23 protein-coding genes are annotated in these 24,528 nt (G+C 72.3%); 13 read left to right on the forward strand and 10 right to left on the reverse strand.

Features of this window, described 5'->3' with window-relative positions; all coding sequences use genetic code 11:
* Positions 1-32: 32 nt before the first annotated feature.
* Both AC0NZQ_RS00540 and AC0NZQ_RS00545 read left to right on the forward strand, forming a co-directional pair.
* Positions 33-455 (forward strand): hypothetical protein, encoded by a 423-nt coding sequence (locus tag AC0NZQ_RS00540; protein ID WP_474527652.1) that lies wholly within the window; start codon positions 33-35, stop codon positions 453-455.
* Positions 456-1,013: 558 nt separating this feature from the next.
* The gene (locus tag AC0NZQ_RS00545) at positions 1,014-1,682 is read left to right on the forward strand and encodes a hypothetical protein (protein WP_474527653.1); all 669 of its coding nucleotides are present in this window, start codon (positions 1,014-1,016) and stop codon (positions 1,680-1,682) included.
* Between the two features lie 105 nt (positions 1,683-1,787).
* On the opposite strand, the gene AC0NZQ_RS00550 is transcribed toward AC0NZQ_RS00545, so the two are convergent.
* The gene (locus tag AC0NZQ_RS00550; RefSeq protein ID WP_474527654.1) at positions 1,788-4,250 is read right to left on the reverse strand and encodes an HAD-IC family P-type ATPase; all 2,463 of its coding nucleotides are present in this window, start codon (positions 4,248-4,250) and stop codon (positions 1,788-1,790) included.
* Positions 4,251-4,315: 65 nt separating this feature from the next.
* On the opposite strand from AC0NZQ_RS00550, the gene AC0NZQ_RS00555 reads away from it, so the two are divergent.
* The gene (locus AC0NZQ_RS00555) at positions 4,316-5,197 is read left to right on the forward strand and encodes a class I SAM-dependent methyltransferase (RefSeq protein ID WP_474527655.1); all 882 of its coding nucleotides are present in this window, start codon (positions 4,316-4,318) and stop codon (positions 5,195-5,197) included.
* Between the two features lie 3 nt (positions 5,198-5,200).
* Here the strand turns inward: AC0NZQ_RS00555 and AC0NZQ_RS00560 are convergent, their stop codons facing one another.
* From AC0NZQ_RS00560 to AC0NZQ_RS00575, 4 genes are read right to left on the reverse strand one after another with little or no spacing between them, the layout of a single operon-like run.
* Positions 5,201-5,656: an Lrp/AsnC family transcriptional regulator gene (locus AC0NZQ_RS00560; RefSeq protein WP_474527656.1), complete on the reverse strand. Its 456-nt coding sequence runs from the start codon at positions 5,654-5,656 to the stop codon at positions 5,201-5,203.
* 10 nt (positions 5,657-5,666) lie between these two features.
* Complete coding sequence (locus AC0NZQ_RS00565) at positions 5,667-6,314, reverse strand: UbiX family flavin prenyltransferase (RefSeq protein WP_474527657.1); 648 nt, start codon at positions 6,312-6,314, stop codon at positions 5,667-5,669.
* Positions 6,311-7,207 (reverse strand): menaquinone biosynthesis prenyltransferase MqnP, encoded by an 897-nt coding sequence (mqnP, locus tag AC0NZQ_RS00570; protein WP_474527658.1) that lies wholly within the window; start codon positions 7,205-7,207, stop codon positions 6,311-6,313. The genes AC0NZQ_RS00565 and mqnP overlap by 4 nt, the downstream gene beginning before the upstream one ends.
* A 33-nt stretch (positions 7,208-7,240) precedes the next feature.
* Positions 7,241-8,698 (reverse strand): menaquinone biosynthesis decarboxylase, encoded by a 1,458-nt coding sequence (locus AC0NZQ_RS00575; protein WP_474527660.1) that lies wholly within the window; start codon positions 8,696-8,698, stop codon positions 7,241-7,243.
* A 56-nt stretch (positions 8,699-8,754) separates the two neighbouring features.
* Between AC0NZQ_RS00575 and AC0NZQ_RS00580 the strand changes: the two genes are divergently transcribed.
* The 10 genes from AC0NZQ_RS00580 (at position 8,755) to AC0NZQ_RS00625 (ending at position 19,728) form a co-directional block, all read left to right on the forward strand.
* A complete protein-coding gene (locus AC0NZQ_RS00580) occupies positions 8,755-9,438 on the forward strand; it encodes a response regulator transcription factor (RefSeq protein WP_474527661.1) in 684 nt (227 codons plus the stop codon).
* Between the two features lie 25 nt (positions 9,439-9,463).
* Positions 9,464-10,813 (forward strand): sensor histidine kinase, encoded by a 1,350-nt coding sequence (locus AC0NZQ_RS00585; protein ID WP_474527662.1) that lies wholly within the window; start codon positions 9,464-9,466, stop codon positions 10,811-10,813.
* A gap of 400 nt (positions 10,814-11,213) precedes the next feature.
* Positions 11,214-11,495 carry a hypothetical protein gene (locus tag AC0NZQ_RS00590; RefSeq protein WP_474527663.1) on the forward strand — a complete coding sequence of 94 codons (282 nt, stop codon included), beginning with the start codon at positions 11,214-11,216 and terminating at the stop codon, positions 11,493-11,495.
* Positions 11,492-12,448 carry an FAD:protein FMN transferase gene (locus tag AC0NZQ_RS00595; RefSeq protein ID WP_474527664.1) on the forward strand — a complete coding sequence of 319 codons (957 nt, stop codon included), beginning with the start codon at positions 11,492-11,494 and terminating at the stop codon, positions 12,446-12,448. The genes AC0NZQ_RS00590 and AC0NZQ_RS00595 overlap by 4 nt, the downstream gene beginning before the upstream one ends.
* Positions 12,445-13,041 carry a hypothetical protein gene (locus tag AC0NZQ_RS00600; RefSeq protein WP_474527665.1) on the forward strand — a complete coding sequence of 199 codons (597 nt, stop codon included), beginning with the start codon at positions 12,445-12,447 and terminating at the stop codon, positions 13,039-13,041. Before AC0NZQ_RS00595 ends, AC0NZQ_RS00600 begins: the two co-directional genes overlap by 4 nt.
* Positions 13,038-14,279, forward strand: coding sequence for an NADH-ubiquinone oxidoreductase-F iron-sulfur binding region domain-containing protein (locus tag AC0NZQ_RS00605; RefSeq protein ID WP_474527666.1), 1,242 nt, complete (start codon positions 13,038-13,040; stop codon positions 14,277-14,279). The genes AC0NZQ_RS00600 and AC0NZQ_RS00605 overlap by 4 nt, the downstream gene beginning before the upstream one ends.
* Positions 14,276-14,488 carry a ferredoxin gene (locus AC0NZQ_RS00610; protein ID WP_474527667.1) on the forward strand — a complete coding sequence of 71 codons (213 nt, stop codon included), beginning with the start codon at positions 14,276-14,278 and terminating at the stop codon, positions 14,486-14,488. Before AC0NZQ_RS00605 ends, AC0NZQ_RS00610 begins: the two co-directional genes overlap by 4 nt.
* Before the next feature lie 40 nt (positions 14,489-14,528).
* Complete coding sequence (locus AC0NZQ_RS00615; RefSeq protein ID WP_474527668.1) at positions 14,529-15,800, forward strand: glycosyltransferase; 1,272 nt, start codon at positions 14,529-14,531, stop codon at positions 15,798-15,800.
* A complete protein-coding gene (locus AC0NZQ_RS00620) occupies positions 15,797-17,764 on the forward strand; it encodes an ArnT family glycosyltransferase (RefSeq protein WP_474527669.1) in 1,968 nt (655 codons plus the stop codon). The genes AC0NZQ_RS00615 and AC0NZQ_RS00620 overlap by 4 nt, the downstream gene beginning before the upstream one ends.
* Complete coding sequence (locus tag AC0NZQ_RS00625; RefSeq protein WP_474527670.1) at positions 17,761-19,728, forward strand: glycosyltransferase family 39 protein; 1,968 nt, start codon at positions 17,761-17,763, stop codon at positions 19,726-19,728. Before AC0NZQ_RS00620 ends, AC0NZQ_RS00625 begins: the two co-directional genes overlap by 4 nt.
* Before the next feature lie 173 nt (positions 19,729-19,901).
* Here the strand turns inward: AC0NZQ_RS00625 and ccsB are convergent, their stop codons facing one another.
* Genes ccsB through AC0NZQ_RS00650 form a run of 5 tightly spaced genes read right to left on the reverse strand, consistent with a single transcriptional unit; the run spans position 19,902 to position 24,522 of the window.
* On the reverse strand, positions 19,902-20,912 hold the full coding sequence (gene ccsB / locus AC0NZQ_RS00630) for a c-type cytochrome biogenesis protein CcsB (RefSeq protein ID WP_474527671.1): 1,011 nt from the start codon (positions 20,910-20,912) through the stop codon (positions 19,902-19,904).
* Entirely contained in the window at positions 20,912-22,501 is a 1,590-nt protein-coding gene (gene resB, locus AC0NZQ_RS00635) for a cytochrome c biogenesis protein ResB (protein ID WP_474527673.1), read from the reverse strand. The genes ccsB and resB overlap by 1 nt, the downstream gene beginning before the upstream one ends.
* Entirely contained in the window at positions 22,498-23,250 is a 753-nt protein-coding gene (locus AC0NZQ_RS00640; RefSeq protein WP_474527675.1) for a cytochrome c biogenesis CcdA family protein, read from the reverse strand. Before AC0NZQ_RS00640 ends, resB begins: the two co-directional genes overlap by 4 nt.
* Positions 23,250-23,825 carry a TlpA family protein disulfide reductase gene (locus AC0NZQ_RS00645; RefSeq protein ID WP_474527677.1) on the reverse strand — a complete coding sequence of 192 codons (576 nt, stop codon included), beginning with the start codon at positions 23,823-23,825 and terminating at the stop codon, positions 23,250-23,252. Before AC0NZQ_RS00645 ends, AC0NZQ_RS00640 begins: the two co-directional genes overlap by 1 nt.
* Before the next feature lie 55 nt (positions 23,826-23,880).
* The gene (locus AC0NZQ_RS00650) at positions 23,881-24,522 is read right to left on the reverse strand and encodes a histidine phosphatase family protein (RefSeq protein WP_474527678.1); all 642 of its coding nucleotides are present in this window, start codon (positions 24,520-24,522) and stop codon (positions 23,881-23,883) included.
* Between the last annotated feature and the right edge of the window lie 6 nt (positions 24,523-24,528).

Raw genomic sequence — 24,528 nt, forward strand, 5'->3', positions numbered from 1 at the left:
GCCGGACACATCTGCTGCTTAGCGTTGTCGACGTGGACGAGACCGCACAGCTCCCCGAGTTCGAACTGGACTGCCGCGACTGGATCGTGTCGCAGCCCGACGAATGCGACGCCGCGGCCGACGAGGCGCCCGTGCTCGCCGTCCTCTCGACGATGGTCATTGACGACGACATCCGCGAAGCCACCGGCTCGATCACCATCGGCCTGCTCGAGAGCGACGACGACCTCGCCGATCTCGCGCCCCGCCCGGTACGCCCCGGCGCACCGGCGCAGGAGGTCCTGGACCACGACCCGCAGCCCGGCACCCGCCGCTACGTCGTCCCCGCCCCCGGCGGTCCGGTCGACTCCCCCCGCCTCGCCCTCGTCGCCGAGTTCACGGTCCCTCACGACGCCGCCGCCGAGCTGGACCGTCGGGTGGACGCCCTCATGGGCTCCTTCCGGTGGCGCGCCGCCTGAACCTGGCTCGCCCCTCAACCGCCGTCGCCTGCTGCCGCCTGCTGCCGCCGCCTGCTGCCGCCCCTCGCTTCGGGCGCCCCTCGCTTCCGGGCGCGCCCTCGTCGTGATCAACTTGTCTTTTCCGCCGTCACCGTGACGGAAAGCGCAAGTTGATCAACGAGCGTGAATGCCTGCGGTGGCGCCGTTGCAGTTATCCACAGGCCCCGTCGGCGACGTCTCCTCTTCGGCACGCTTGTCGGCATGCGTCCGCCGGCCGACCTGCCCCGAGTCCTGCCGTTGGCTGAAGCCAGCCGATACGGCCTGTCGGAGTCGACCCTGCGTCACGCTGTAGCCCGCCGCGGATGGCAACGGCCGGCTCGCGGCGTCCTCTTCACCCGGCCCGATCCGCTGAGCCGTGACGACTGGATCCAGGTCGGACTCTCGCTGGCAGGGCGGAGCGCGGCCGTCAGCGGGTGGGACGCCGTCCGCTCACGCGGTGTAGGCGCCCGACTGCCGCCGTCGCCGCTGGCACTCGTCCTCACGCGCACCGGCAACCAGCGACGTGCTGCCGGGGTCCTGGTGCGACCCACGGCACGGCCGTTCGGCTCCACGACGCTGCCGGCCGAACATCCCACGCTGCCGTTCGTCTCCGTCGTCCATCCGGCGCGCGCCATCGCAGACACCGCACTGATGCATGACGGGTTCATGCCGGTCCGAGCGATGGTCACTGCCGCGATCCAGCGCGGACTCTGCTCGGCCGAGCAACTGGTCACCGAGTACACCGCCGGGCCGCGCGGGGGGAGTCGATGGTTACGCATGGCCCTGGACGACGCGTTGGTGAATGCTCATTCGATCGCTGAAGCCGAAGCGGCGGATGCACTCCGTGACGCCCGGGTCCCGGAGTTCGAACTGAACGTGCCGGTGGTCGACAGCACCGGTCAGGTCGTGGGCGTCGCCGACGTCCTCTGGCGCTCCCTCAGGGCGATCGGCGAGATTCAGAGTCGCGAGTTCCACCTGAACGAGGCGTCCTGGAACGCCAGCATGGCCAGGCACAACCTGCTGACCCGGCATGCTCTCGCAGTCTCGCACTGGCCGCCGTCGGCGATTCGGCGGGATCCGCGCGGCTGGGCCAAGGAGGTCGCCGACTGGCTGCGACGTCGCGCGACCGAGCTCGACATGCCCTATATCCCCGGGAAGGGAGCGCGACGCCCCCCGCCGGGCGGCCCCTCGCCCTTCTTTGTCTCGTGATCAACTCCCACTTTCCGCCGTGCGCACGACGCAAAGTGGGAGTTGATCACGACCAGGGCGGCGTCACTGGCGTCACGGGCGAGGCCGGGACCAGCGGTACCGGGGTCAGGCGGACCGGGACCCGTCCACCCCTCCCTTGTTCCGGGCAGCGAAGGCGACGCCACGGGCAGCGACCTCGACGAGGGCGGCGCCGGCGAGGCCGACGACGACGGCGACGAGGACGCGCTGCGGGGTCGGGTGGAGCAGGAAGATGTCGGTGGCGAAGGCCGGGACCACCACGATCACCGCGATGATCGCGACCATCGCCGACACCAGCGCCACCTTCCAGCCGGCGAGCGGCCGGGCGGTGACGACGAGGATCCACAGCGCGCAGATGAGGGTGACGAGGGTGGCCACCGTCCGCCCCGCCTGGACCGAGTCGTCGTTCAGCGCGTACCGGATCACCGCGTACCCGGTGTAGGCCGCTGCCCCGACGACGACACCGCAGGGGACCGAGAAGCGCAGCACCCGGCCGAGGAAGCCGGGGACGTAGCGGCGCCGGTTGGGGCCGAGCGCGAGGAAGAACGCCGGGACGCCGATGGTGAGGTTCGAAATCAGCGAGAGCTGGATCGGCTCGAAGAGGTAGGCGCCCAGCGTCACCACGGTGATGAGCGCCAGCACCAGCGAGTAGACGTTCTTGACCAGGAACAGCGACGCCGCCCGCTCGATGTTCGCGATGACCCGGCGACCCTCGGCGACGACGTCGGGCAGGTGCGAGAACTTGCCGTCCAGCAGTACCAGCTGCGCCACCGAGCGGGTGGCGGCCGAGCCGTTGCCCATGGCGACGCCGATGTCGGCGTCCTTGAGGGCCATGGCGTCGTTGACGCCGTCCCCGGTCATCGCCACGACGTGACCTCGCGACTGCAGCGCCGCGACGACGGCACGTTTCTGATGCGGCGTGACGCGGCCGAAGACAGACTTCTGCTCCAGGATGTCGGCGAGCTCGTCCAGGTCGTCGGGCAGCGTGCGGGCGTCGACGGCGTCGTCGGCGCCGGTCACTCCCGGCACGCCCACGGCCGCCGCCACCGCCCCGACGGTGCGGGGGTTGTCGCCGCTGATGACCTTCAGCGCCACCCCCTGCTCGAGGAAGTAGCGCATGGTCTCGGGCGCGTCCTCGCGCACCCGCTCGGCGAAGATCACCAGCGCCACCGGACGCAACCCCGCCGGCAGCGACGCGTCCTTCTGGTGGCCGTCCAGCTCGCTCGGCGCGACCGCGAGCAGCAGCGTCCGCCGCCCTTCGGAGGCGACCGTGTCGGCCTGCTCGCGGGCCGCCCGGTCGGCGTCGCCGGCCGGGTCGGGGAGCACCATCTCCGGCGCGCCGAGCACCCAGGTGCCGTGGCCGCGCGCCGAGAGCGCCGACCACTTGCGCGCCGAGGAGAACGGCACGGCGCCGCAGGACGTCCAGGAGGCAGTCGGGTAGCGCTCCTGCAGGGCCTGCGCGGTGGCGTTGGGATCCGGGGCGTTCGCGGCCAGGGCGAGCGCCTCGTCCACCTCGGCGGCGAGCGACTCGTCGAGCAGCCGGACCTCGTCGAAGACGACGTCGCCGTGGGTGAGGGTGCCGGTCTTGTCCAGGCAGACGACATCGACGCGGGCGAGACCCTCCACCGCCGGCAGCTCCTGGACCAGCGTCTGCTTCCGGCTCAGCGTGACCGCCGCGATCATGAAGGCAAGGCTGGTCAGCAGCACCAGCCCCTCGGGGACCATCCCGACCAGGGCGGCCACCGCCCCGGTGACGGCGTCCTGCCAGCCGTTGTTGTCCTCGCTGCTGAACTGGCTCCAGAGCAGCAGCGGGCCGACGACGAGCATCATCAGCGAGATCCAGCGCAGCAGCTTGTTGGTGCCGGCGACCAGCTCGGAGTGGGTGAGCCGGAAGCGCTTGGCCTCGGCGGCGAGCGCGGTGGCGTAGGCCTCGGCCCCGACCGCGGTGGCCTGGAACCGGCCGGTGCCGGCGACGACGATCGACCCGGACCGGACCTCGTCGCCGACGGACTTGTCGATCGGATCGGACTCGCCGGTCAGCAGGGACTCGTCGATCTCCAGCCCGCCGGAGGCGGTGACGATGCCGTCGGCGCAGACCTGGTCGCCGGTGCGCAGTTCCAACAGCTCGTCGGCCACGACGTCCTCGACGGCGATCTCACTCAGGGTGTCGTCGCGCACCACCCTGGCTCGCGGTGCGTTCAGCACCGCCAGCCGGTCCAGGGTGCGTTTTGCGCGGATCTCCTGAAAAACGCCGATGGCGGTGTTAGCGACGATGATGAAGCCGAAGAGCGCGTTCTGGATGCGACCGGTGGCCAGGATGATCACGAAGAGCGTGGCCAGCAGTCCGTTGAAGGGCGTGACGATGTTGGCGCGCAGGATCTGGCTCACCGACCGGCCGGTGTCGGCGTCGGCGCGGTTGACCCGTCCTGCCTCGACCCGCTCACTCACCTGAGCCGCGGTCAGCCCGGTGGAAGCCGTGGTGAAGTCGGATCGGCGCACGGCGAGCGAGGCCGTCGGCGGCGGGGCGGGGGCGTCCTCGGTCGTGCTCACGACCTGGACGGTAACGGCTCGCGCCATGAGCGGACACGGATACCGCTACCCCCTACCCTTGCCCCGTGCTGCCACGCGCTCTCCACCAGACGGATCGGCCGAGCGTGACGGCGCAGCTGACGCTGCTCTGCCGGGCCATGGAGCTCAGCCGACCGGCGGACGAGCGGATCGTCACCGACCGCTTCGCCCCCACCTTCCTCCCCGCCGGCGCCGACCGCCTGCTCGCGGCGCTGCGCGCCGGAGGCGGGATCGTCCGCACCGTCGAACGGCTCGCGCCGGCCTCCATCGCGACCTCGGTGCTCTGCCGGCACCGGTTCATCGACGCGCACCTGCTCGAGCAGCTGCCCGATGTCTCGCAGGTCCTCGTCCTCGGCGCCGGCTGGGACAGTCGCGCCTACCGCTTCAGCGGCGCGATCGGTCCGCGCCCGGTCTACGAGGTCGACCTCGCCCCGCTGTCGCGGGCCAAGCGCGCCGCCGTCGAGGCCCACCCGGAGATCTTCGGCCGCGGTCACGCCGTCAGCGTCGAGATCGACTTCCGGACGCAGACCCTGCCCGACCGGCTGCGGGACACCTCGTTCTCGGTCGGCGCCCCCACCGTGATCGTGTGGGAGGGCGTGAGCATGTACCTCACCGCGGAGGCCGTCCGTGGGACGCTCCGCGCGCTGGCCGAGATCTGCGGTCAGGGGTCGACGCTCGTCATGGACTGCTGGCAGCTCGTCGGCCGCGGTCCGCGGGCCGGGTTGCGACGGCTGGCCGAGAATTCGCTGGGCTGGATCGGCGAGCCGCTGGGCTTCGCCGTCGCCGCCGACCGGGTGGGCGCCCTGCTCGGCGAGGCCGGCTTCCGGGTCGTGGACCTCGCCACCGCGCCGACCCTCACCAGCCGTTACGCCACCGGCGGTCGCCGCTGCGATCCGAGCATGTACTGCGTGGCGGCGCGGCTGGACTGAGGGTCACTCCTCGGGCAGGGCCACCGGGACGCGATCCTCGAACTTGGTCGAGAGGACGACCGTCGTCCGCGTCCGACCGATCCCGCGGATGCCGTTCATCTCGCGGATGGTGGCCTCCAGACCGGCGACGTCCGGCACCCGGACCTTCACCACGAAGGTCTCCTCGCCGGCGACGAACCAGCAGTCCTCGACCACCGGCAGTGCAGCCAGCGAGGTCGCGATCTTCTCGGTGTCCGCGCTGTCGGTGATGAAGATGCCGATCAGCGCGTTCATGGCGTAACCGAGCGACTCCGGCGCCAGCGCCGCGTGGTAGCCGGTGATGACCCCGGCGGACTCCAGCTTGGAGACCCGCTCGTGGACGGCCGGCGCACTGAGGCCGACGAGCTGGGCCAGCTGGGCGTAGGTGGCCCGGGCATTGCCGCGCAGCGCGTCCAGCAGTTTGCGGTCGGTGGCGTCCATCACCTCGACGCTACCGGGAGGCGGCGCCGTCCGCCCGGTCCCGCGCCGCAGCCCCCAGCTCCCCGGTCCAGCGCGTGATGAGGTCGTGCCCGACACCGATCGCGTCCAGGACCTTGGCGGCGACGAAGTCGACGAGCTGGCCGATGGACTGCGGGGCGGCGTAGAAACCCGGGCTGGCCGGCAGCACCACGGCACCGGCGTCGTGCAGGGTCAGCAGGTGCTGCAGCGTGGCGCGGGTGTACGGCGTCTCGCGCGGCACGATGACGAAGGGCCGCCGCTCCTTCAAGGTGACGTCGGCGGCCCGCTGCAGCAGGTCCTTCGACAGCCCGATCGCGATGCCCGCCACCGCGGCGGTCGACGCCGGGACCACGACCATGCCCTTGACCGGATACGAGCCGGATGCCGGCCCCGCGCCGAGGTCACCGGCCGTCCAGTAGGCGGTGTCGTGCGGCTCGCGGCCGAGCCACGTGGTGAGGTCCTCACGCCAGTGAGCGTCGCGGAAGGAGAGCCCGGTCTCGTCCAGGATCGTGAGCCGGGCCGCGCGGGAGACGACCAGGTCCACCGCCTCGCCGGCGTCGATGAGTCCGTTGATCACCGAGCGGGCGTACGGCGTGCCGGAGGCGCCCGAGACCCCGACCACCCAGGGGGTCCGGCTCATGCCGACAGCCCGTTGACGACCAGATCGGCCAGCGAGAAGGCGAAGAGACCGATCCCGATGACGCCGTTGGCAGTGAAGAAGGCGCGGTTGACGCGGGAGAGGTCGTCGGCGCGGACGATCGTGTGCTCGTAGACGAGTACGAGGGCGGTGAGGCCCACCCCGACGTACCAGAGCACGCCGAGCCCGGCCGCGACGCCGAACCAGACGAAGGCGGCGAGGGTCAGCACGTGCACCAGCGACGACGCCCGCAGCGCCGCGGCCACGCCGAAGCGCGCCGGCACCGAGCGGACGCCCACCCGCCGATCGACCTCGACGTCCTGGCAGGCGTAGATGAGGTCGAAGCCGCCGATCCAGCTGCCGACGGCGATCCCCAACGCCGTGGCCGCCCACGAGCCCGAGTCGGTGACGGCGATCCACGCCCCGACGGGCGCGACGAACTGGGCGAGCGCCAGCAGCGCCTGCGGGTAGTCGGTGAAGCGCTTGCCGTAGCTGTAGAGGACCAGCAGCACCACCGCCACCGGGGCGAGCAGCAGGCAGAGCGGGGAGAGCAGCAGTGCGCTGCCGAGGAAGACGACCAGGGCGACGAGGGTGCCCGTGCCGGCGGTGCGGACGCTGACCTCGCCGGTGACGAGCTCGCGCCGCGCGGTCCGGGGGTTCAGCGCGTCGAAGCTGCGGTCCAGGATGCGGTTGGCACCCATGGCCACCGTCCGCGCCGAGACCATCGCCACGGTGATGAGGAGCAGGTCCCACCAGTGGACCGACCCGCTGACCTGCCACATGGCCGTCAGCGCCGCGATGTAGGCGAACGGCAGCGCGAAGACCGAGTGTTCGATCATGACCAGGGACAGGAACGAGCGCACCCGACCGCGTGGGGGCTGCAGATCGGCGGTCACCGATCCAGTGTGCCAGCGGGTCCCGGCGACAGCTCAGCGGATGCCGTACTCCCGCCAGCGCCGCTCGACGAGGGCGGCGGTGGCGTCGTCCAGCACGCACTCGGTGGGCCAGCCACCGTCGCGGCGGTAACCCTCCGTCGGCAGCTTGCGGGTGGCGTCGATGCCGAGCTTGCCGCCAAAAAACTGCTCGTAGGAGGCATGGTCAAGGTGGTCGACTGGGCCGACGGTGTGCAGCACGTCGTGGGCGTAGTCGACGTTGCCGAAGGCCCGCCAGGCCACCTCGGCGTAGTCGTGGACGTCGCAGTCGGCGTCCACCACGACGACCAGCTTGGACAGCGACAGCAGCCCTGCGCCCCAGACCGCGTTCATGACCTTCTGCGCCTGCTTGGGGTAGCGCTTGTCGATGGAGACGATGCAGCAGTTGTGGAAGACCCCGGCCTCGGGCAGGTCGTAGTCGACGATCTCGGGCACCGTCATCTTGATCAGCGGCAGGAAGATGCGCTCGGTCGCCTTGCCGATCGGGCCGTCCTCCTGCGGCGGGCGGCCGACGATGATCGACTGGTAGATCGGGTCGCTGCGCATCGTGACCGTCTCGACCGTCACGAAGGGGAACGGCTCGACGGGCGTGTAGAAGCCGGTGTGGTCGCCGAACGGCCCCTCCGGGAGCCGTTCCCCCGGCTCGACCCAGCCCTCCAGGACGACCTGCGCCGCCGCCGGCACCTGCAGCGGCACCGAGACGCAGTCGACGAGTTCCACCCGGTCACGGCCGAGGAAGCCAGCGAGCAGGTACTCGTCGATGTCGCCGGGCAGCGGTGCGGACGCCGCGTAGGTCACCGCCGGCGGGCAGCCGAAGGCGATGGCGACCGGCAGCCGCTCGCCCCGCCGTTCGGCCACGGAGGCGTGATTCGTCGAGTCCTTGTGGATCTGCCAGTGCAGGCTCACCGTCCGCGGGTCCTGCAGCTGCAGCCGGTACATGCCGAGATTGCGGGCGCCGGTCTCGGGGTGTTTGGTGTGGGTCAGCCCCAGGTTGAGGAAGACGCCACCGTCCTCGGGCCACGCCTTGACGCCGGGCAGCAGCGCCTCGAGGTCGATGTCCTTGCCACGGATGACGACGTCCTGGCACGGGGCGGACTTGGTCTTACGCGGCGGGACGGTGCGCAGCTGCACCGCCTTGCCCAGCGCGTCCTTCAGGCCGCCGACACCCTTGGGCAGCTCGGGCTTGATCAGCTCGCCGATGCGCTGGCCGATCTCGTCCAGGTCGTCGACGCCGAGAGCCAGCGCCATGCGCCGGTAGGTGCCGAAGGCGTTCAGCAGCAGCGGCATGGAGCCGCGGGTCGGCTTCTCGAAGAGCAGCGCCGGTCCCTGCTGCCGGATCGTCCGCTCGACGATGCCGGTGACCTCCAGGTGGGGGTCGACCGGCACCTTCACGCGGGCGAGGTCACGGTCGCGGTCCAGGGCGCGGACGAAGTCCTGCAGGTCGGCGAAGGCCATGGGTCGAGTATTACTGTCGCGCCTCGGCGACAGGTGAGGCGGTTAGTCTCGCCGCCATGGCCCACCTGCTGCTGGTCGAGGACGACGCCGCCATCCGGACGTCGCTCCTGCGCGCGCTGCGAGACCACGGCCACGTCGTCTCGGCGGTGGGGTCCGGGATGCCTGCGCTGAGCGCTGCCGTCGAGCAGAAGCCGGACGTCGTGCTGCTGGACCTCGGCCTGCCCGACATCGACGGCGCCGACGTGCTGTCGATGCTCCGGGCCGTCAGCGACATCCCCGTGATCGTGGCGACCGCGCGGGACGACGAGTCCGAGATGGTGCGGCTGCTCGACCTGGGCGCCGACGACTACGTGATCAAGCCCTTCACCGCCGCGCAGCTGACCGCCCGGGTACGGGCGGTGCTGCGCCGGTCGGGCAAGACCGACGAGGACCCGGTCATCACCGTCGGCGGGCTGGTCATCGACACCCGGAGCTACGAGGTGACCGTCGACGGCCGCGCGGTGGAGCTGGCCCGCAAGGAGTTCGAGCTGCTGCTCGCGCTGGCCCGCCGGGCCGGTGAGGTCGTGAGCAAGCGGGACCTGTTGAGCGAGGTGTGGCAGCTGGCGTGGGGCGGCTCGGACCGCACCGTGGACGTCCACCTGTCGTGGCTGCGACGCAAGCTCGGCGAGACGGCGGCCGAACCGCGCTACCTGCACAGCGTCCGCGGGGTCGGCGTCCGGCTCGTGGCGCCACCGGCATGAGCCGGCCGGCCGGCCGGGGGTCACGGTGAGACGGCGGATCCTGCTGCTCGTCGTCGGCATGACGGTGCTCGTCGTGCTCGCCTTCGCAGTGCCGCTGAGCATCCTCATCCGCAACAACGCCTACGACGACGGGGTCGCCGCGCTGCGACGGGAGTCGGTCGAGATCGCGTTCTCCTACCTGCGCGGTGAGAACGCGGACCGGAGCGAAGCGCAGATCAAGGCCTACCTCGCGGGGTTGGACGACGATCGCCGAGCCTCGGTGCAGCTGCCCTCCGGGCAGGTGGTCGGCTCGCTGCCGCCGGGCGGCATCGACGATCTGCCGTCGCCCCCGGAGCGGTCCAACGGACCCGGTGGCCGCCCCGACCGGGGCGGCGGGCCGGGCGGTCAGCAGCCGACCCAGTCCTATCTCGACGGGCAGCTGGCCCAGCTCGTCGTGCCCGCTTACTCCGGTGGAAGCTTCGAGGACTCGCTCTATGTCGTCCGGGTCTGGGCCGACGACGACACGCTGCGGTCCGGGCAGACCGCGCCGCTGCTGCTGCTGGCCGGCGCCAGTCTGGGGATGCTGCTGCTCGGAGTCGCGCTCGGCGAGCTGCTGACCCGGCGCATCGTCCGCCCGCTCGTGCACACCGCCGACACCGCGCAGCGGCTCGCGGCCGGCGACGTCTCGGCGCGTGCCCCGACCTCCGGACCGGCCGAGGTCGCCGAGGTCGGCCGCGCGCTGAACCGGCTGGCCGACCGGATCGACCAGCTCATCGCCGACGAGCGGGAGACCGTCGCCGACCTCTCGCACCGGTTGCGGACCCCGATGACCGCGCTGCGGTTGGACGCCGAGGCGCTGCGGGACCCCATCGAGGCCGAGCGGGTCGGGCAGCACGTCTCCACATTGGAGCGCATGCTCACCGCCGTCATCCGGGCCGCGAGGCGGCCGCAGCGTGACGGGCGGCTGCCGTCCTGCGACGCGACGGCGGTCATCGGCGAGCGCGTGGCGTTCTGGTCGGCACTGGCCGAGGACCAGGGTCGGACCGTCCGGGTCTCGCTGCCGAGCGAGCCGTTGCTCGTGAGCGCCGGTGCGGACGACTTGGGTGCCGCCGTCGACGCCCTGCTGGAGAACGTCATCGCGCACACCCCGGAGGGCGCGGGCTTCACCGTCGGACTCACCCGCGCCGCCACCGGCGCTGTCCTGGAGATCGGTGACGACGGCCCCGGACTGCCACCCCACGCCTCCGAGCGCGGCCGCAGCGACCGCGGGTCGAGTGGTCTGGGGCTCGACATTGCGCGGCGATGCGCAGAATCCTCCGGCGGATCGATTCAGCTCGGATCGAGCGCCTCGGGCGGCGCACTGGTCACCCTCGTCCTGGGCATCGCCGCCGGCTGAGCCACCAGCGCAGCGGTCTCGCTCCACGCCCGGAATGGAACACGGGCACAACACCGGCCGAGCACGACACCGGCAGGAACTGCCACCGGGCACCGGGCACCGGACACCGGACACCGGACACCGGACACCGGACACCGGACACCGGACACCGGACACCGGACACCGGACACCGGACACCGGACACCGGACACCGGACACCGGACACCGGCCAGTAACCCCACCACGACCCCGCCCGACGCCCCCCTTTTTTGTCCCCGTGTTCTGCACCCGAATTCGGGTGCAGAACACGGGAACGAAAGAGGGGCAGGTCGGCTTGCGCGGGGAGCCCTCATCGGGGCTTGAGAAAGCCTTGACCTTGCTCTGAGGTCACCGTGATGGTCCCGGCGCGACCGTCTGGGGCATGAACCCACGCCTCGCCCTTCGCAGCCGGGCCCGCGCCGCGGCTGCCACCGTCACCCTGGCCGGAGTCCTGCTCACCGGCGGCATCATCGGCGGCATTGCCGCCTCGGCCGACTCGACGTCGTCGGACGCCAACGGCTCCACCGGCAGCGGCTCCACCGGCAGCAGCTCGACCAGCAACAGCTCGACCAGCAACAGCTCGAGCTCGACGAACGCCGACTCCGGTCAGCTCGGCGCCGCGGACCAGGGCAGCACCTCCCACGGCGGGAGCAACGGGTCGTGACTGCCACCTTCGACACCACGGCGTGGAGTTGCGCGGTGCGGCTCGTCGTCACCGACTCGCGCGTCCTGGACGACGCCGCGCGGGACCTGGTACAGCTGCTGGGGCGGGTGGACCGGGTCGCGAGCCGGTTCCGTAGCGACTCGGCACTGAGCGTCGCCAACGCCGCGGCCGGCCGACCGTGCCCTATTCCGCGGCTGCTGGTCGACCTGGTCGGGGCCGCCCTCGACGCCGCCGCCGTCACCGACGGCGCCGTCGATCCCACGCTCGGCCTCGCGATGCAGCGCATCGGCTACGACCGGGACATCGCCGTGATCAGGACTCGCGGTGTCGCCGACGGTGCCGGCGCGGCGGGTGCCGTCGCACCCGTTCCGCACGAAGCCACGGCCGGGGGGCGCTGGCGGAGCGTGCGGCTGCATCGCGAGGCCGGCCTGCTGACCGTCCCGGCAGGCACCGCCCTCGACCTCGGCGCCACGGCCAAGGCATGGACCGCCGACCGCGCCGCCGCCACGCTCGCGGCCCGCTACGGCACCGGCGTCCTCGTCGAGCTGGGCGGCGACGTCGCCGTCGCCGGCCCGGCTCCCGCCGGGGGCTGGGTGCTGCAGGTGGCCGAGCACGCCGGAGGTCCCGGCCAGCTGGTCACGCTGCACGCCGGCGGGCTGGCCACCTCGACCATCACCGTCCGCACCTGGACCCGCGGCGGCCGTAGCGCCCACCACATCGTGGACCCCGCCACCGGCGCGCCCGTCCGCGGACCGTGGCGCACCGCGAGCGTCGCCGCCGGGACCGCCCTCGCCGCCAACGTCACGAGCACCGCGGCGCTCGTGCTCGGCCACCGCGCCCGACCGTGGCTTCGCGAGCGGGGATCGGCGGTCCGCCTCGTCGACCGCGGTGGCGACGTCCACCTGCTGGGCGGCTGGCCGGTGCCACAGCTGGAGCTGGAGCTGGCGTCATGATCACCTGGTACCTCGCTCGCGGAGCGGGCCTCGCCGCCCTCGTCCTGCTGAGCGCCTCGACCGCCCTCGGCGCGCTCGCCGGCCGCGGCCGTGCCGAGCAGAGCTACCTCCGGCAGTACGTCCACCGAGCCACCGCGGGGCTGGGCGTCGCGACCCTGGCCGTCCATCTGGTCGCCGTGCTCTCGGACTCGTACGCCCACGTCGGGTGGTGGGGAGCGCTCGTGCCTTTCACCGCCGGCTACCGGCCCCACTGGGTCGCGCTCGGCACCGTCGCCGCCTACCTCTTCCTCGGCGTCGCCGTCCTCGGCCTGGCCCGCGGCCGGATGGCTGCCCACCCGGTGGGCGCCCGCGTCTGGCGCGGCCTGCACGCGACGGCCTATGCCGGCTGGGTCGCCGCCCTGATGCACGGCTTCGGCTCGGGCACCGACAGCGAGACCGGGTGGGTCCGGGCCATGTACGTCGCCTGTCTCGTGGGCGTCCTCGTCGCCGTGGCCGTCCGGCTGGCGGCGCAGTCCCGCCGCAGCGCCACCGGCCGGTTCGCGCCCACTGCCCTGCTCCGTCCGCTCCCGTCCACCCCGGAGGCCCTCCGATGACCGCAGTGCTCCCCGTCCCCGTCGCCGCCACCACCTCGGTCCGCGCCATCGGCGCACCCCGACTCCTCGCCGGCCTCGACCACGCCTCGCGGCTGGACGCCGCCGAGCACCACCTGGTGCACGGCGCCCTGCCCGGCAGCGACCTCGACCTGCTGCTCGCCCTCCTCGACAGCGCCCCGATCGCTGGGCGTGGTGGCGCGGGCTTCCCGCTCGCGGCCAAGATCCGCGCCCTCGCCCCGGGCCACCGTCGTCTGGTCGTCAACGGCACCGAGAGCGAGCCGGCCTCGTACAAGGACCGGCTGCTGCTGACTCGCTCCCCGCACCTCGTCCTCGACGGCGCGGTCGCGCTCGGCAGCGCGATCGGTGCCCGCGAGATCACGATCGCGGTGCACGACGAGACGGCCGCCCAATCGGTGACGGCGGCGGTCCGCGAACGACGCGACACCGGCCGGGTCAGGGTCCGCACCGTCGACGGTGGATTCGTCGGTGGCGAGGCGCGAGCGGTCCTGCGGTCGCTGCAGCGCGGCCCCGCCCGACCCACCGGCCGCAGGACCCCGCCGACGGTGGACGGTGTGCTGCTCGGCAACGTCGAGACGATCGCGCAGCTCGCGGTCATGCTGCGGCTGGGCGCCCATCGCTTCGGCGCCACCGGCTCGCCGGACGAGCCCGGCACCACGCTGCTGAGCGTGAGCGGCACGGTCGCGCGACCCGGCGTCCTCGAGGTGCCGCTCGGGACCCCGCTCGGCATCGTGCTCTCCGCCGCCGGCGCGGCGCCACGCCCGCGGGCCGTCGTCGTCGGCGGCTACCACGGCAGCTGGCTCGCCCCCATCGATCAGATCCGGTTGTCCCGGGCCGGAATCGCCGCGGCCGGCGGCAGCTTCGGCGCCGGCGTGATCGCGGTGGTCGGCGACGACACCTGCGCCCTCGGCGAGTTGAGCCGCGTGGCCGACTGGCTCGCCGCGCAGTCGGCACGGCAGTGCGGGCCCTGCACCTTCGGGCTCCCCGCGCTCGCCGCGGACGTCCGGGCCCTGGCCGCCGGGCATCCCGCCGCCGTCGGCAACACGCTGGGACGCGCCCGCGCCGTGGTCGGACGCGGCGCCTGCGCGCACCCCGACGGCGCTGCCCGATTCGTGACGTCGGCCGTCCACCTGCTGCAGGACGAGATCCACGACCACGCCACGCGCGGCCACTGTGCCCGACCCGTTCGCGGCCACCTGCCGATCGGGGAGGGGCGATGAGCGCGCCGACCACCCTGGAGATCGACTGGACCCGCTGCAACGGCCACGGCCTGTGCCACGCCCTGCTCCCGGACGTGATCCAGCTCGACGAGTGGGGTTTCCCCATCCTGCCCCGCACTCCCGTCCCCACCGCAGCAGCGACCGACGCGCGACGGATCGTCGCCGCCTGCCCCGCCCTCGCACTGCGGTTGACCCGCCGTGCCGGCTGACCCCTCCCCGCCCCCCGTGCCCTCACCGGAAGGACCCCCTATGACCGCGCTCGGCGACGGATCCACCGCGACCGACCTCCGACCCGGCGTCCCCGACAGCGCTCGCGAGCGCATCGACGTGGAGATCGTCGTCCCCGTCTACAACGAGGAGACCGACCTCGAACGCAGCGTGCGACGACTGCGCGACCACCTCGCTCGGACGTTCCCGTTCACCGTCGTCGTCACCATCGCCGACAACGCCAGCACCGACGGCACCGCCGGGATCGCCGACCGGCTGGCCACCGAACTCCCCGACGTCCGCGCCGTCCACCTCGACGCCAAGGGCCGCGGCCGCGCTCTGAACCACGTCTGGGGGCAGAGCACCGCGCGCGTCGTCGCCTACATGGACGTCGACCTCTCCACCGACCTCGCCGCCCTGCTCCCCCTCGTCGCACCGCTGCTCTCCGGGCACAGCGACATCGCCATCGGCTCCCGGCTGGCCCGGTCGTCGCGGGTGGTGCGCGGTCCCAAGCGGGAGTTCATCTCCCGCAGTTACAACCTGCTGCTCCGGACGACGCTGCGGACCCGGTTCTCCGACGCCCAGTGCGGCTTCAAGGCCATGCGCACCGACTGCGCCCGGGCGCTGCTTCCGCACGTCCGTGACACCGCGTGGTTCTGGGACACCGAGCTGCTGGTGCTGGCCGAGCGCAGCGGATTGCGGATCGCCGAGGTCCCGGTGGACTGGGTGGACGATCCCGACAGCCGCGTCGACATCCTCGCCACCGCGCGCGAAGATTTGCGCGGCATCGCGCGAATCGGTCGCGCACTGCTGCGCGGCGAGCTCCCGCTGCACGAGCTGCGTCGCGCTGCCGGTCGCGACACCGGGCCGGCTGTCGCCGGCGTCCCCGCAACCCTGACGTGGCAGGCCGTGCGCTTCGGGCTCATCGGCGTCGGCTCGACGCTGGCGTACCTGCTGCTGTTCCTGCTGCTGCGCGTCCCCCTCGGCGCGCAGGTCGCGAATCTGGCGTCGCTACTGCTCACCGCGATCGGCAACACCGCCGCGAACCGCCGCATCACCTTCGGGGTACGCGGTGGCGGCGCCGGTCGGCACCAGCTGCAGGGTCTGGTCGTCTTCGGCATCGGCCTCGCGCTCACCAGTGGCTCGCTGTGGCTGCTCGGCCATGCAACCTCGCATCCCGGCCGCGTCCTCGAACTCTCCGTCCTGGTGTTGGCGAACTTGCTCGCCACGGTGGTGCGGTTCGTCCTCTTCCGCCGCTGGGTGTTCGGGTCCAGCACCGACAAGACCGCCAGCGACAAGAAGGTGTCCGCATGACCACCACGACCCCGTCGTCCCATCCCGCCACGCCGCCGGTCCCCCACTACCCCTCGATGAGTGGGCCGACATCGGCCGAGTGGGCCGGTATATCGGCCCACTCGGCCGGAAACGGCCCACTGAGCGGGGATCCGGGAACTCGGCCGCCCGCCCATCGGTTCGCCGAGCGGCACCGGCTGCATCTCGGCATCCTGCTCGCGGCCACGGCCCTGCTGTATGTCTGGGGTCTCGGCGCCTCCGGGTACGCCAACGACTTCTACGCAGCGGCGGTCCAGGCCGGGACGCAGAGCTGGAAGGCCTTCTTCTTCGGCTCCTTCGACTCGTCCAACGCGATCACCGTCGACAAGCCGCCGCTGTCGCTGTGGCCGATGGAGCTGTCGGGACGGATCTTCGGCTTCAACTCGTGGTCCATGCTGGTGCCGCAGGCCCTCGAGGGCGTGGCGACCGTCGCACTGCTCTACGCGACCGTCAAGCGCTGGTTCGGCCATGGCGCCGGACTGCTCGCCGGCGGGCTGCTGGCCGTCACCCCCGTGGCAGTGCTGATGTTCCGCTTCAACAACCCGGACGCGATGATGACGCTGCTCATCGTGCTGGCGGCGTACTGCGTCACCCGCGCCCTGGACGAGGGCTCCACCCGCTGGCTGCTCGGCGCCGGCGGGATCATGGGGCTGTCCTTCCTGGCCAAGGGACTGCAGCCGTTCACGGTGCTGCCGGCACTCGCGCTCGCCTACCTGGTGGCGGCGCCGGTGTCGTGGCGCAAGCGCATCGCGCAGCTGCTGGGGGCCGGCGTCGCGATCGTCGTCGGTGCCGGCTGGTGGGTGCTCGCCGTCGACCTCACACCCGCGTCGTCGCGGCCGTACATCGGCGGTTCGGGTGACAACACCGCCCTCGGGCTCGCGCTGGGCTACAACGGCATCGACCGGCTCTCCGCCGGTTCCGGCGGTGGTCCCGGCGGTGGCGGCGGCTTCAGCGGTGCGACCGGTGTCAGCCGGCTGATGAACTCGCTCTACGCCGGTCAGATCGGCTGGCTGCTGCCCACCGCGATCATCGCGCTGGTCGCCCTGGTCGTCGTCACCTTCCGCGCTCCGTTGACGGACCGGACGCGCGCCGCCGCGATCCTCTGGGGCGGCTGGCTGCTCGTCACCGGGGCCGTGCTCAGCTTCGCCAGCGGCATCATCCACCCGTACTACTCCATCGAGCTGGCCCCCGCGATCGCCGCACTCGTGGCCATCGGGGCCGCCGTCCTCTGGCGGCACCCGGCCATCGCAGGACGGCTGACGATCGCCGCGGCCATGATCGTGACGGGCGTCTGGGCCTTTCAGCTGCTCGGCCGCAGCGCGGACTTCGTCCCGTGGCTGCGCTGGATCGTGCTGCTCGCGGCCGTCGGTTGCGCGGCGCTGCTCTTCGCCGCGACCCAGCGGCGGAGCTTGATCGTTCTCCTGACGACGCTGGGCATCGTCGCGGCCGCCGGCGGACCAGCGGCCTACGCCGTCGAGACAGCGCGCACCGCGCACACCGGCTCCACGCCGTCGGCCGGGCCGGCCACCGGGGGTGCCTTCGGCCGCTTCGGCGGGTTCGGCGGTGCCGGTGCGGGCCGAGGCGGCTTCGGCGGATCGGCCGCGACCGACTCGGCACTCACCGACCTGTTGAAGCAGACGACCACGACCTGGGCGGCGGCCACCATCGGCTCGCAGTCGGCAGGACCCCTCGAGCTCGCCACCGGCAAGGCCGTCATCGCCATCGGCGGCTTCAGCGGCAGTGACGACTCGCCGACGCTCGCGCAGTTCAAGGCCTACGTCGCCGCCGCAAAGATCCACTACTTCATCGCCGGCGGCGGGATGGGCGGCATGGGGCGCGGTGGCGCCGGCGCGGGCAGCGAGATCTCGTCCTGGGTCGCGGCGCACTACACCAGCACGACGGTCGGCGGGTCGACCGTCTACGACCTGACGAAGGCCGCGTCGTGACCGCAACTTTGACACGGCCGGCGGCGCCGGCGACGCCCCGGGTCCGCCGTGGCCTCACACCGCAGCAGGCCCTGCTCGGCGGGCTACTGCTGGGCACGGCACTGCTCTACCTGATCGGGCTGTCCCGCTCGGGCTGGGCGAACCAGTACTACGCCGCCGCGGCGCAGGCGGGGAGCCAGTCGTTCAAGGCCTTCCTCTTCGGCTCGCTGGACTCGTCGAACTTCATCACCGTCGACAAGCCGCCGGCCTCGCTCTGGGTCATGGACATCTCGGTGTACCTCTTCGGGGCGAACTCGTGGGCAGTGCTCGTCCCGCAGGCACTCGAGGGGGTCGCCGCCGTCGCCCTGCTCTACGCGACGGTCCGACGGGTGGCCGGTCCGAACGCCGGACTGCTCGCCGGGGCGGCACTCGCGCTCACCCCGGTGGCGACGCTGATGTTCCGCTACGACAATCCGGACGCACTCCTCGTCCTGCTGCTGACGGCAGCCGCCTACGCGACGCTGCGGGCCATCGAGCAGGGACGGCCGCGGTGGCTCGTCCTGGCCGGCGTGATCCTCGGCGTCGCCTTCCTGACGAAGATGCTGCAGGGCCTGCTCGTCGTGCCGGCCTTCGCCCTCGCCTACCTGGTCGCGGCCGACACCACGCTGCGACGCCGGATCCTGCACCTGCTCGCCGCCGGTGCCGGGCTCGTGGCCGCCGCCGGGTGGTGGGTCGCGCTGGTCGAGCTCTGGCCCGCCGGGTCACGTCCCTACATCGGCGGCTCGACGAACAACAGCGTGTTGCAGCTGGTCTTCGGTTACAACGGCATCGGTCGGCTCACCGGCTCGGACAACAACGGCAGCGTCGGTGGCCGGGGCGGCGCCGGCTTCTCGTCGGACGAGACCGGCTGGACGCGGCTCTTCGGCTCCGAGATGGGGACGCAGATCAGCTGGTTGCTGCCGCTGGCCGTGGGTGCGATCGCCGCCCTGGTATGGCTGACGTGGCGTCGGCCGCGCACCGATCTGCTGCGTGCCGCGACCGTGGTCTGGGGCGGTTGGCTGCTCGTCACCGGCGTCGTCTTCAGCTTCGCGAGCGGCATCATCCACCCCTACTACACCGTCGCGCTGGCACCCGCCATCGCCGCACTCGCCGGCATCGGCGTGGTCGCGCTGTGGCGGGAGCGAGCGCGGCTGACCGCCAGGCTGCTGCTCGGCGGCCTGCTCGCGGCCACCGCGATCTGGACCAACGGCCTCCTCGGCCGGGCGTCGTGGCACCCCGAGCTGCGATGGTTCGTCCTCGGTGCGGGGATCGTGGCCACGACGCTGGCGCTGCTGGACGGTCGGCTCCGCGGTGTCGTGGTGGCGCCCTTCGTCGCCGTCACCCTGCTGCTCGCGCCGGCGGCCTACTCGCTGCAGACCGCGAGCACCGCGCACTCCGGCGCCCTGCCGACGGCCGGTCCGGCGAGCACGGTCGGTTTCGGCGGTCGTGGTGGGTTCGGCAGGGGTGGCTTCACCGGCGGCCAGGCCACCTGGACCGGCCGTCCCGGCGGCGGCCTCGGTGGCGGAGGCGGCTTCGGCGGCGGCCGGGGCGGCGGTATGGGCGGCGGCGGCATGGGCGGCCTCGGTGGCGCCTCGACCGTGAGCACGTCCCTCGTCACCGCGCTGCGCCAGGGCGCGTCCGACTACCAGTGGGTGGCCGCGACCGTCAGCGACAACCAGACGGCCACCCTGGAGCTCGCCACCGGCGAGGCGGTGATGTCCCTGGGCGGGTACAACGGCACCGATCCGGCGATCACGCTCGCGGCGTTCCGGAAGCTGGTGGCGGCCGGCCGGATCCACTACTTCGTCGCGACGGGACAGGGCTTCATCGGCTCGACGGCCGCGAACACCTCGACGGCGTACGCGATCCAGCAGTGGATCACGTCGACCTTCACCGCGACGACGGTCGGCGGCACGACCGTCTACGACCTCACCGCGTCCCGGTGACCTACCGCGAGTGGTCGATTCTCGCGCCGAGTGGTCGCTCGCTGGGCGACCACTCGGCCGCGAAATCGACCACTCGGCGTGGGACGCGACGGCACAGCTCACGCAGGCGTGGGACGCGATGGCTCAGCTCACGCCGTCGCGGGACGCGACGCCTCGGCGTGGGACGCGACGCCTCAGCTCACGCCGGCGTAGGAGTGCAGGCCGGTGACGACGAGGTTCACGATGATGAAGTTGAAGACGATGGCCGCGAAGCCGGCGAGGTTGATCCACGCCGCGGAGCGGCCCTTCCAGCCGGCGGTGGCGCGGGCGTGCAGGTACCCGGCGTAGATGACCCAGACGATGAAGGCCCAGGTCTCCTTCGGGTCCCAGCCCCAGTACCGGCCCCAGGCGGCCTCGGCCCAGATCGCGCCGCAGATGATGGCGACGGTGTAGAGCGGGAACGAGAAGGCGACGACTCGGTAGGCGGCGCGGTCCAGCGTCTCGGCCGACGGCAGCCGCTCCGACAGTGACGCGAGCCCGCCGCTCTTCACGGTGCCGGCGGCCACCTGCTTGTCGTGCCGCGCCTTGAGCAGGTAGAGGGCGGTGAGGACGGCGCTGGTCAGCAGGGCACCCTCGCCGATCGAGACGAGGAAGACATGGATGGCCAGCCAGTACGACTGCAGCGCCGGGACGAGCTTCTGCGCCTCGCCGTAGAAGACGGTGCCGGCGAGGAACATCAGCATGATGACCGGCAGCAGCACGAAGCCGGCCAGCGGCCGCAGCTTCGGCGCCTTCCAGAGGACGGCCAGGAACGCGAGGACTGCGACGAGTCCGGAGACCGAGGCGAACTCGTACATGTTCGACCACGGCACCGCGTCGACGGCGAGGGCGCGGACGAGGATCGACGCCAGGTGGATCAGCGCGCCCAGGGCGATGACCGCGACCGACCAGCGTCCGATGGTGTCGGCCTTGGCCCGCTTCGAGCGAGCGGCCGGGGTGTCGGTCCCGGAGCCGGCAGCGACCGACGGCCCGCCAGCGCCCACCAGCTGTCGCTGCGGCTCGGCCGCCTTCTCGGCGGCGGTCCGTCCGACGCGGCCGAAGGCGTACTCGGCGGTGTGGCCGACCATGGCGACGGCGTACACCGCGATGGCAGTGGTGAAGAGGCCGTCCGACAGGTGGGCCATGCCGCCGTTGATTCCCGCCATCAGGACTCCTTGCTGCCGGTGCCGACGGCGTCCATCGCCGCGACGGTGTCGTGCGAGCCGTCCGGTGGCGTCACGCCTGCGTGCTGCAGGCGTTCCAGCCATCCGGCGAACTCGTCGGTGAAGTTGCCCGAGTCGCTGCGTGCGAGCCCGCCGACCGTCACCACGGTAGGTGACTGCGGGCCCTCTCCGCTCGCGGGGGTGACGCGGATCCACAACCGCCGACGGCGGACGCCGAGCGAGAGGCCGAGCCCCAGCACCATCGCGCCGGCGGCCCCGAGCAGCCAGCCCTGGGCCGGGTCGTGGGAGACCTGCAGGCTCGCCCAGGGCTTCCAGCCGTCGAAGGTGACTCGGACGCCGCCGGGGAAGGTCGCCGTCTCGCCGACCCGGAGGTTGGCGCGACCGATCCGCTTCAGGCCGGTGGTGTCGAGGTTGTAGACGGACTCCGGCTGACCGGTCGGGTTGATGCTGCCGGCGTAGACGAACATCCCGAGCACGGGGTTACGGGCGACGGGCGAGGACGAGGTGTAGACGCCCGGCGAGGTCTCCAACGGGGTCGGGGCGAAGAAGCCCGCGATGCCGACGTCCCGGCCGTCGTCCCGCCCGCTCTGGAACTTGAAGGCGCCTTCGCTGTAGTACGTGCCGCTGTTGGTGGGCAGGAAGGCGGCGGTGACGTTCGAGCGGACGGTGCCGTCGGGCATCCGGACCGTCACCGTCGGGGCGTAGCCGTGGTTGATGAGGTACACCCGGTCGCCGTCCAGGCGCAGCGGGTTGTTGACGGTGATGGTGGCCTGCTTCGCCGCCGCGTCCGGGCTGCGGCGATAGGTCACGTCAGCGCGATAGGACAGTGGCGCGCCGGAGGCGCTGTACTTGTCGGTGAACCGGTCCAGGCTGTCGATGCAGAAGTCGCCGGGACGGACCGTGCCGTTCGCCGCCAGCCGGCCGGGCTTCCACTGGTCGTACTGCGCGACCGTGTTGCAGAAGCCGGTGCCCTGGACCACGACCCGACTGCCCTCGTAGCTGTAGAGCCGTCCGACCGCGATCAGCAGCAGGGCGGCGAGCAGGGCGACGTGGAAGACGAGGTTGCCGCCCTCCCGCGAATAGCCCTTCTCCGCAGCGAGGGTGACGGCGCCGCTCTCCTCGACCCGGCGGGTGACCCGCCACCGGCGGCCGAGCACCGCGCGGGCAGCGGTCGCGTAGTCGGCCGGCGCGCGTCGGGTCTCGAAGCGGCCGGACTCCGGCAGCCGGCTCAGGTACCGCGGCGCCGGCAGCGGCTGGCGGGTGAGCGCGCGGGCATAGACCCGGATGCGCGGGATGAGGCAGCCGACGAGGGACACCGCCAGCAGCAGGTAGATCGCGGCGAACCACACCGAGCCGAAGACGTCGTACATGCCGAGGCGGTCCAGGAACCGCCCCCACCCGCCGTGGTCGCTGATGTACTGGTCGACGTCGGAGGGGTTCAGCGGCCGTTGCGGCAGCAGTGAGCCCGGCACGGCGGCGACGGCGAGCAGGAAGAGCAGGATCAGCGCCGTCCGCATGCTCGTCAGCCGGCGCCAGGCCTGGCGGAGCACGGTCACGCCTGCGCCGGTCATACCTGCACCCCGGCGTCCTGCGGGACGCTGGTCTGAAACTGGATGATCAGCTCGTTCCACAGACCGGTGACGAGCAGGACGCCGATGCCGATGAGCAGCGCGCCGCCCACGCCGCTGACGACCCGCCGATGCCGCCGCAGGAAGCCGAGGGCGGACGACACCCAGCCGAAGCCGGCGGCGACGAGCAGGAACGGGATGCCGAGGCCGAGACAGTAGAAGACGGTCAGCAGCGCGCCGCGGCCGGCGGTGGCGTCCACGCTGGACATGCCGACCACGGCCGCGAAGGTCGGGGTGAGACACGGCGTCCAGGCCAGGCCGAAGCCGAGCCCCAGCAGCGGTGCCCCGAGCAGGCCGGGCCGCGGCAGCTTGTGGATCTTGAATTCCCGCTGCAGGAAGCCGACGCCACCGAGGAACACCACGCCCATCACGATGACGATGGCGCCGAAGACCCGCTGCAGCACGTCGACGTGGGTCTTGAAGAAGGCCCCGAGTTGGGAGAAGAGCGCCCCCTGTGCCACCAGGATGACGGTGAAGCCGAGGACGAAGAGCAGGGCACCGGTGAGCATGCGGCGCTGGCTGGGGCGCTCGTCCTCACCGGCCAGGCCGGCGACGTAGGAGAGATAGCCCGGCACCAGCGGCAGCACGCAGGGCGAGAGGAAGCCGATCACGCCGACGAGCACGGCCACCGCGGCAGCCACCAGGATCGGGCCGCTCTGCACCGTGCCGCTGAAGCCCTCGGCGAGAAGCATCAGGTCTCCGCGCGCAGCGTGTCGATCGCGCGCTCGAGATCCTTCTCGGCGTAGCGGCCGACGTAGAAGGCCGCGACCTTGCCGGACTTGTCCACCACCATCGTGAACGGCGGGCCGGCGGGGCTGTTGCCCAGCTTCTGGACGTTGCGCCCGGTCTCGTCGTAGACGCTCGGGAAGGTGATCTTGAAAGCGGAGAGGAACGACTTCGCACTCGACCGGTCGTCCTTGAAGTTGACGCCGAGGAAGTCGACCTTGTCGCCGTAGGTCCGCTGCACGCTCTGCAGCAGCGGCATCTCCACCCGGCACGGTCCGCACCAGGACGCCCAGTAGGGCACCACCGTGACGGTGCCCTTCCGCGACGCCAGCGAGGTCTTGGTCCCCGTCGTCACGATCGAGCCGTCGATGTCGAAGACCGGCTTGCGCTTGTCCTTCGGGATGAGCGTGCCCACCGGTGTCGCGCTGCCGTACTGGAAGTACTTCGACGTGCCGGCGTCGCCACTGCAGCCGGCCACGACCAGCAGGGTCAGGCAGGCAATCGCGAGGGCGAGACGGGGCAGCATACGGCGCGTGGACATCGCCGACCAGTGTGCGCCACCGACCTGTGCCCGCGGGAATCGGGTTCAGTAACCGCTAGGCACCGGTGCCGTGGCCGGCGGGCAGGCCGGACGCCGGCTCGTGATAGCCGACGTCGACGATCGTCTCGCCCCGGTAGGTGAGGGTCGTCACCGAGGCGAGGCTGCACTGTCGCTTGCGCGGGTCGTGCGGCAGCCGCAGGCCGCGGGCGAGGCGACCGGCGCAGACGATGGGCAGCTGATGGCTCACGCAGATCGCCTCGTGACCGGCGGCGGCGTCGCGGGCCGCCGCGGCGGCCGCCATCATCCGAGCGGCGATGCGCGCGTACGGCTCACCCCAGGACGGCCGCAGCGGGTTGAGGAAGAACCGGAACATCTTCGGGTCCCGGAACAGGCCCGAGCCCCCGGCCACGCGGCGCCCCTCGAAGGCATTGGCCGCCTCGATGAGGCGCTCGTCGGTGGCAATCTGCAGGCCGGTCGCCGCCGCGACCGGCGCGGCGGTCTGCTGCGCCCGCTGCAACGGCGAGGAGACCAAATAGGTAACGTCGCGGCCGGTGAACCAGTCGGCCGCCGCCCGGGCCTGCCGCTCGCCGAGCTCGCTGAGCCGGAAACCCGGCAACCGACCGTAGAGGACGCCGTCGGGGTTGAAGACCTCGCCGTGACGCAGCAGGTGGACGACGGTCGTCTGCGGGGCGGCCATGGGCGT

The organism is Jatrophihabitans sp. sgz311053 (assembly GCF_056135305.1).

Coding starts and splice junctions, on each gene's coding strand:
- AC0NZQ_RS00580 (WP_474527661.1), top strand. CDS start 8,755: ATGGCCCACCTGCTGCTGGTCGAGGACGACGCCGCCATCCGGACGTCG.
- AC0NZQ_RS00650 (WP_474527678.1), bottom strand. CDS start 24,522: ATGGCCGCCCCGCAGACGACCGTCGTCCACCTGCTGCGTCACGGCGAG.
- AC0NZQ_RS00605 (WP_474527666.1), top strand. CDS start 13,038: ATGACCGCAGTGCTCCCCGTCCCCGTCGCCGCCACCACCTCGGTCCGC.
- AC0NZQ_RS00645 (WP_474527677.1), bottom strand. CDS start 23,825: ATGTCCACGCGCCGTATGCTGCCCCGTCTCGCCCTCGCGATTGCCTGC.
- ccsB (WP_474527671.1), bottom strand. CDS start 20,912: ATGGCGGGAATCAACGGCGGCATGGCCCACCTGTCGGACGGCCTCTTC.
- AC0NZQ_RS00590 (WP_474527663.1), top strand. CDS start 11,214: ATGAACCCACGCCTCGCCCTTCGCAGCCGGGCCCGCGCCGCGGCTGCC.
- AC0NZQ_RS00610 (WP_474527667.1), top strand. CDS start 14,276: ATGAGCGCGCCGACCACCCTGGAGATCGACTGGACCCGCTGCAACGGC.
- AC0NZQ_RS00615 (WP_474527668.1), top strand. CDS start 14,529: ATGACCGCGCTCGGCGACGGATCCACCGCGACCGACCTCCGACCCGGC.
- resB (WP_474527673.1), bottom strand. CDS start 22,501: ATGACCGGCGCAGGCGTGACCGTGCTCCGCCAGGCCTGGCGCCGGCTG.
- AC0NZQ_RS00575 (WP_474527660.1), bottom strand. CDS start 8,698: ATGGCCTTCGCCGACCTGCAGGACTTCGTCCGCGCCCTGGACCGCGAC.
- AC0NZQ_RS00560 (WP_474527656.1), bottom strand. CDS start 5,656: ATGGACGCCACCGACCGCAAACTGCTGGACGCGCTGCGCGGCAATGCC.
- AC0NZQ_RS00600 (WP_474527665.1), top strand. CDS start 12,445: ATGATCACCTGGTACCTCGCTCGCGGAGCGGGCCTCGCCGCCCTCGTC.
- AC0NZQ_RS00620 (WP_474527669.1), top strand. CDS start 15,797: ATGACCACCACGACCCCGTCGTCCCATCCCGCCACGCCGCCGGTCCCC.
- AC0NZQ_RS00565 (WP_474527657.1), bottom strand. CDS start 6,314: ATGAGCCGGACCCCCTGGGTGGTCGGGGTCTCGGGCGCCTCCGGCACG.
- AC0NZQ_RS00640 (WP_474527675.1), bottom strand. CDS start 23,250: ATGCTTCTCGCCGAGGGCTTCAGCGGCACGGTGCAGAGCGGCCCGATC.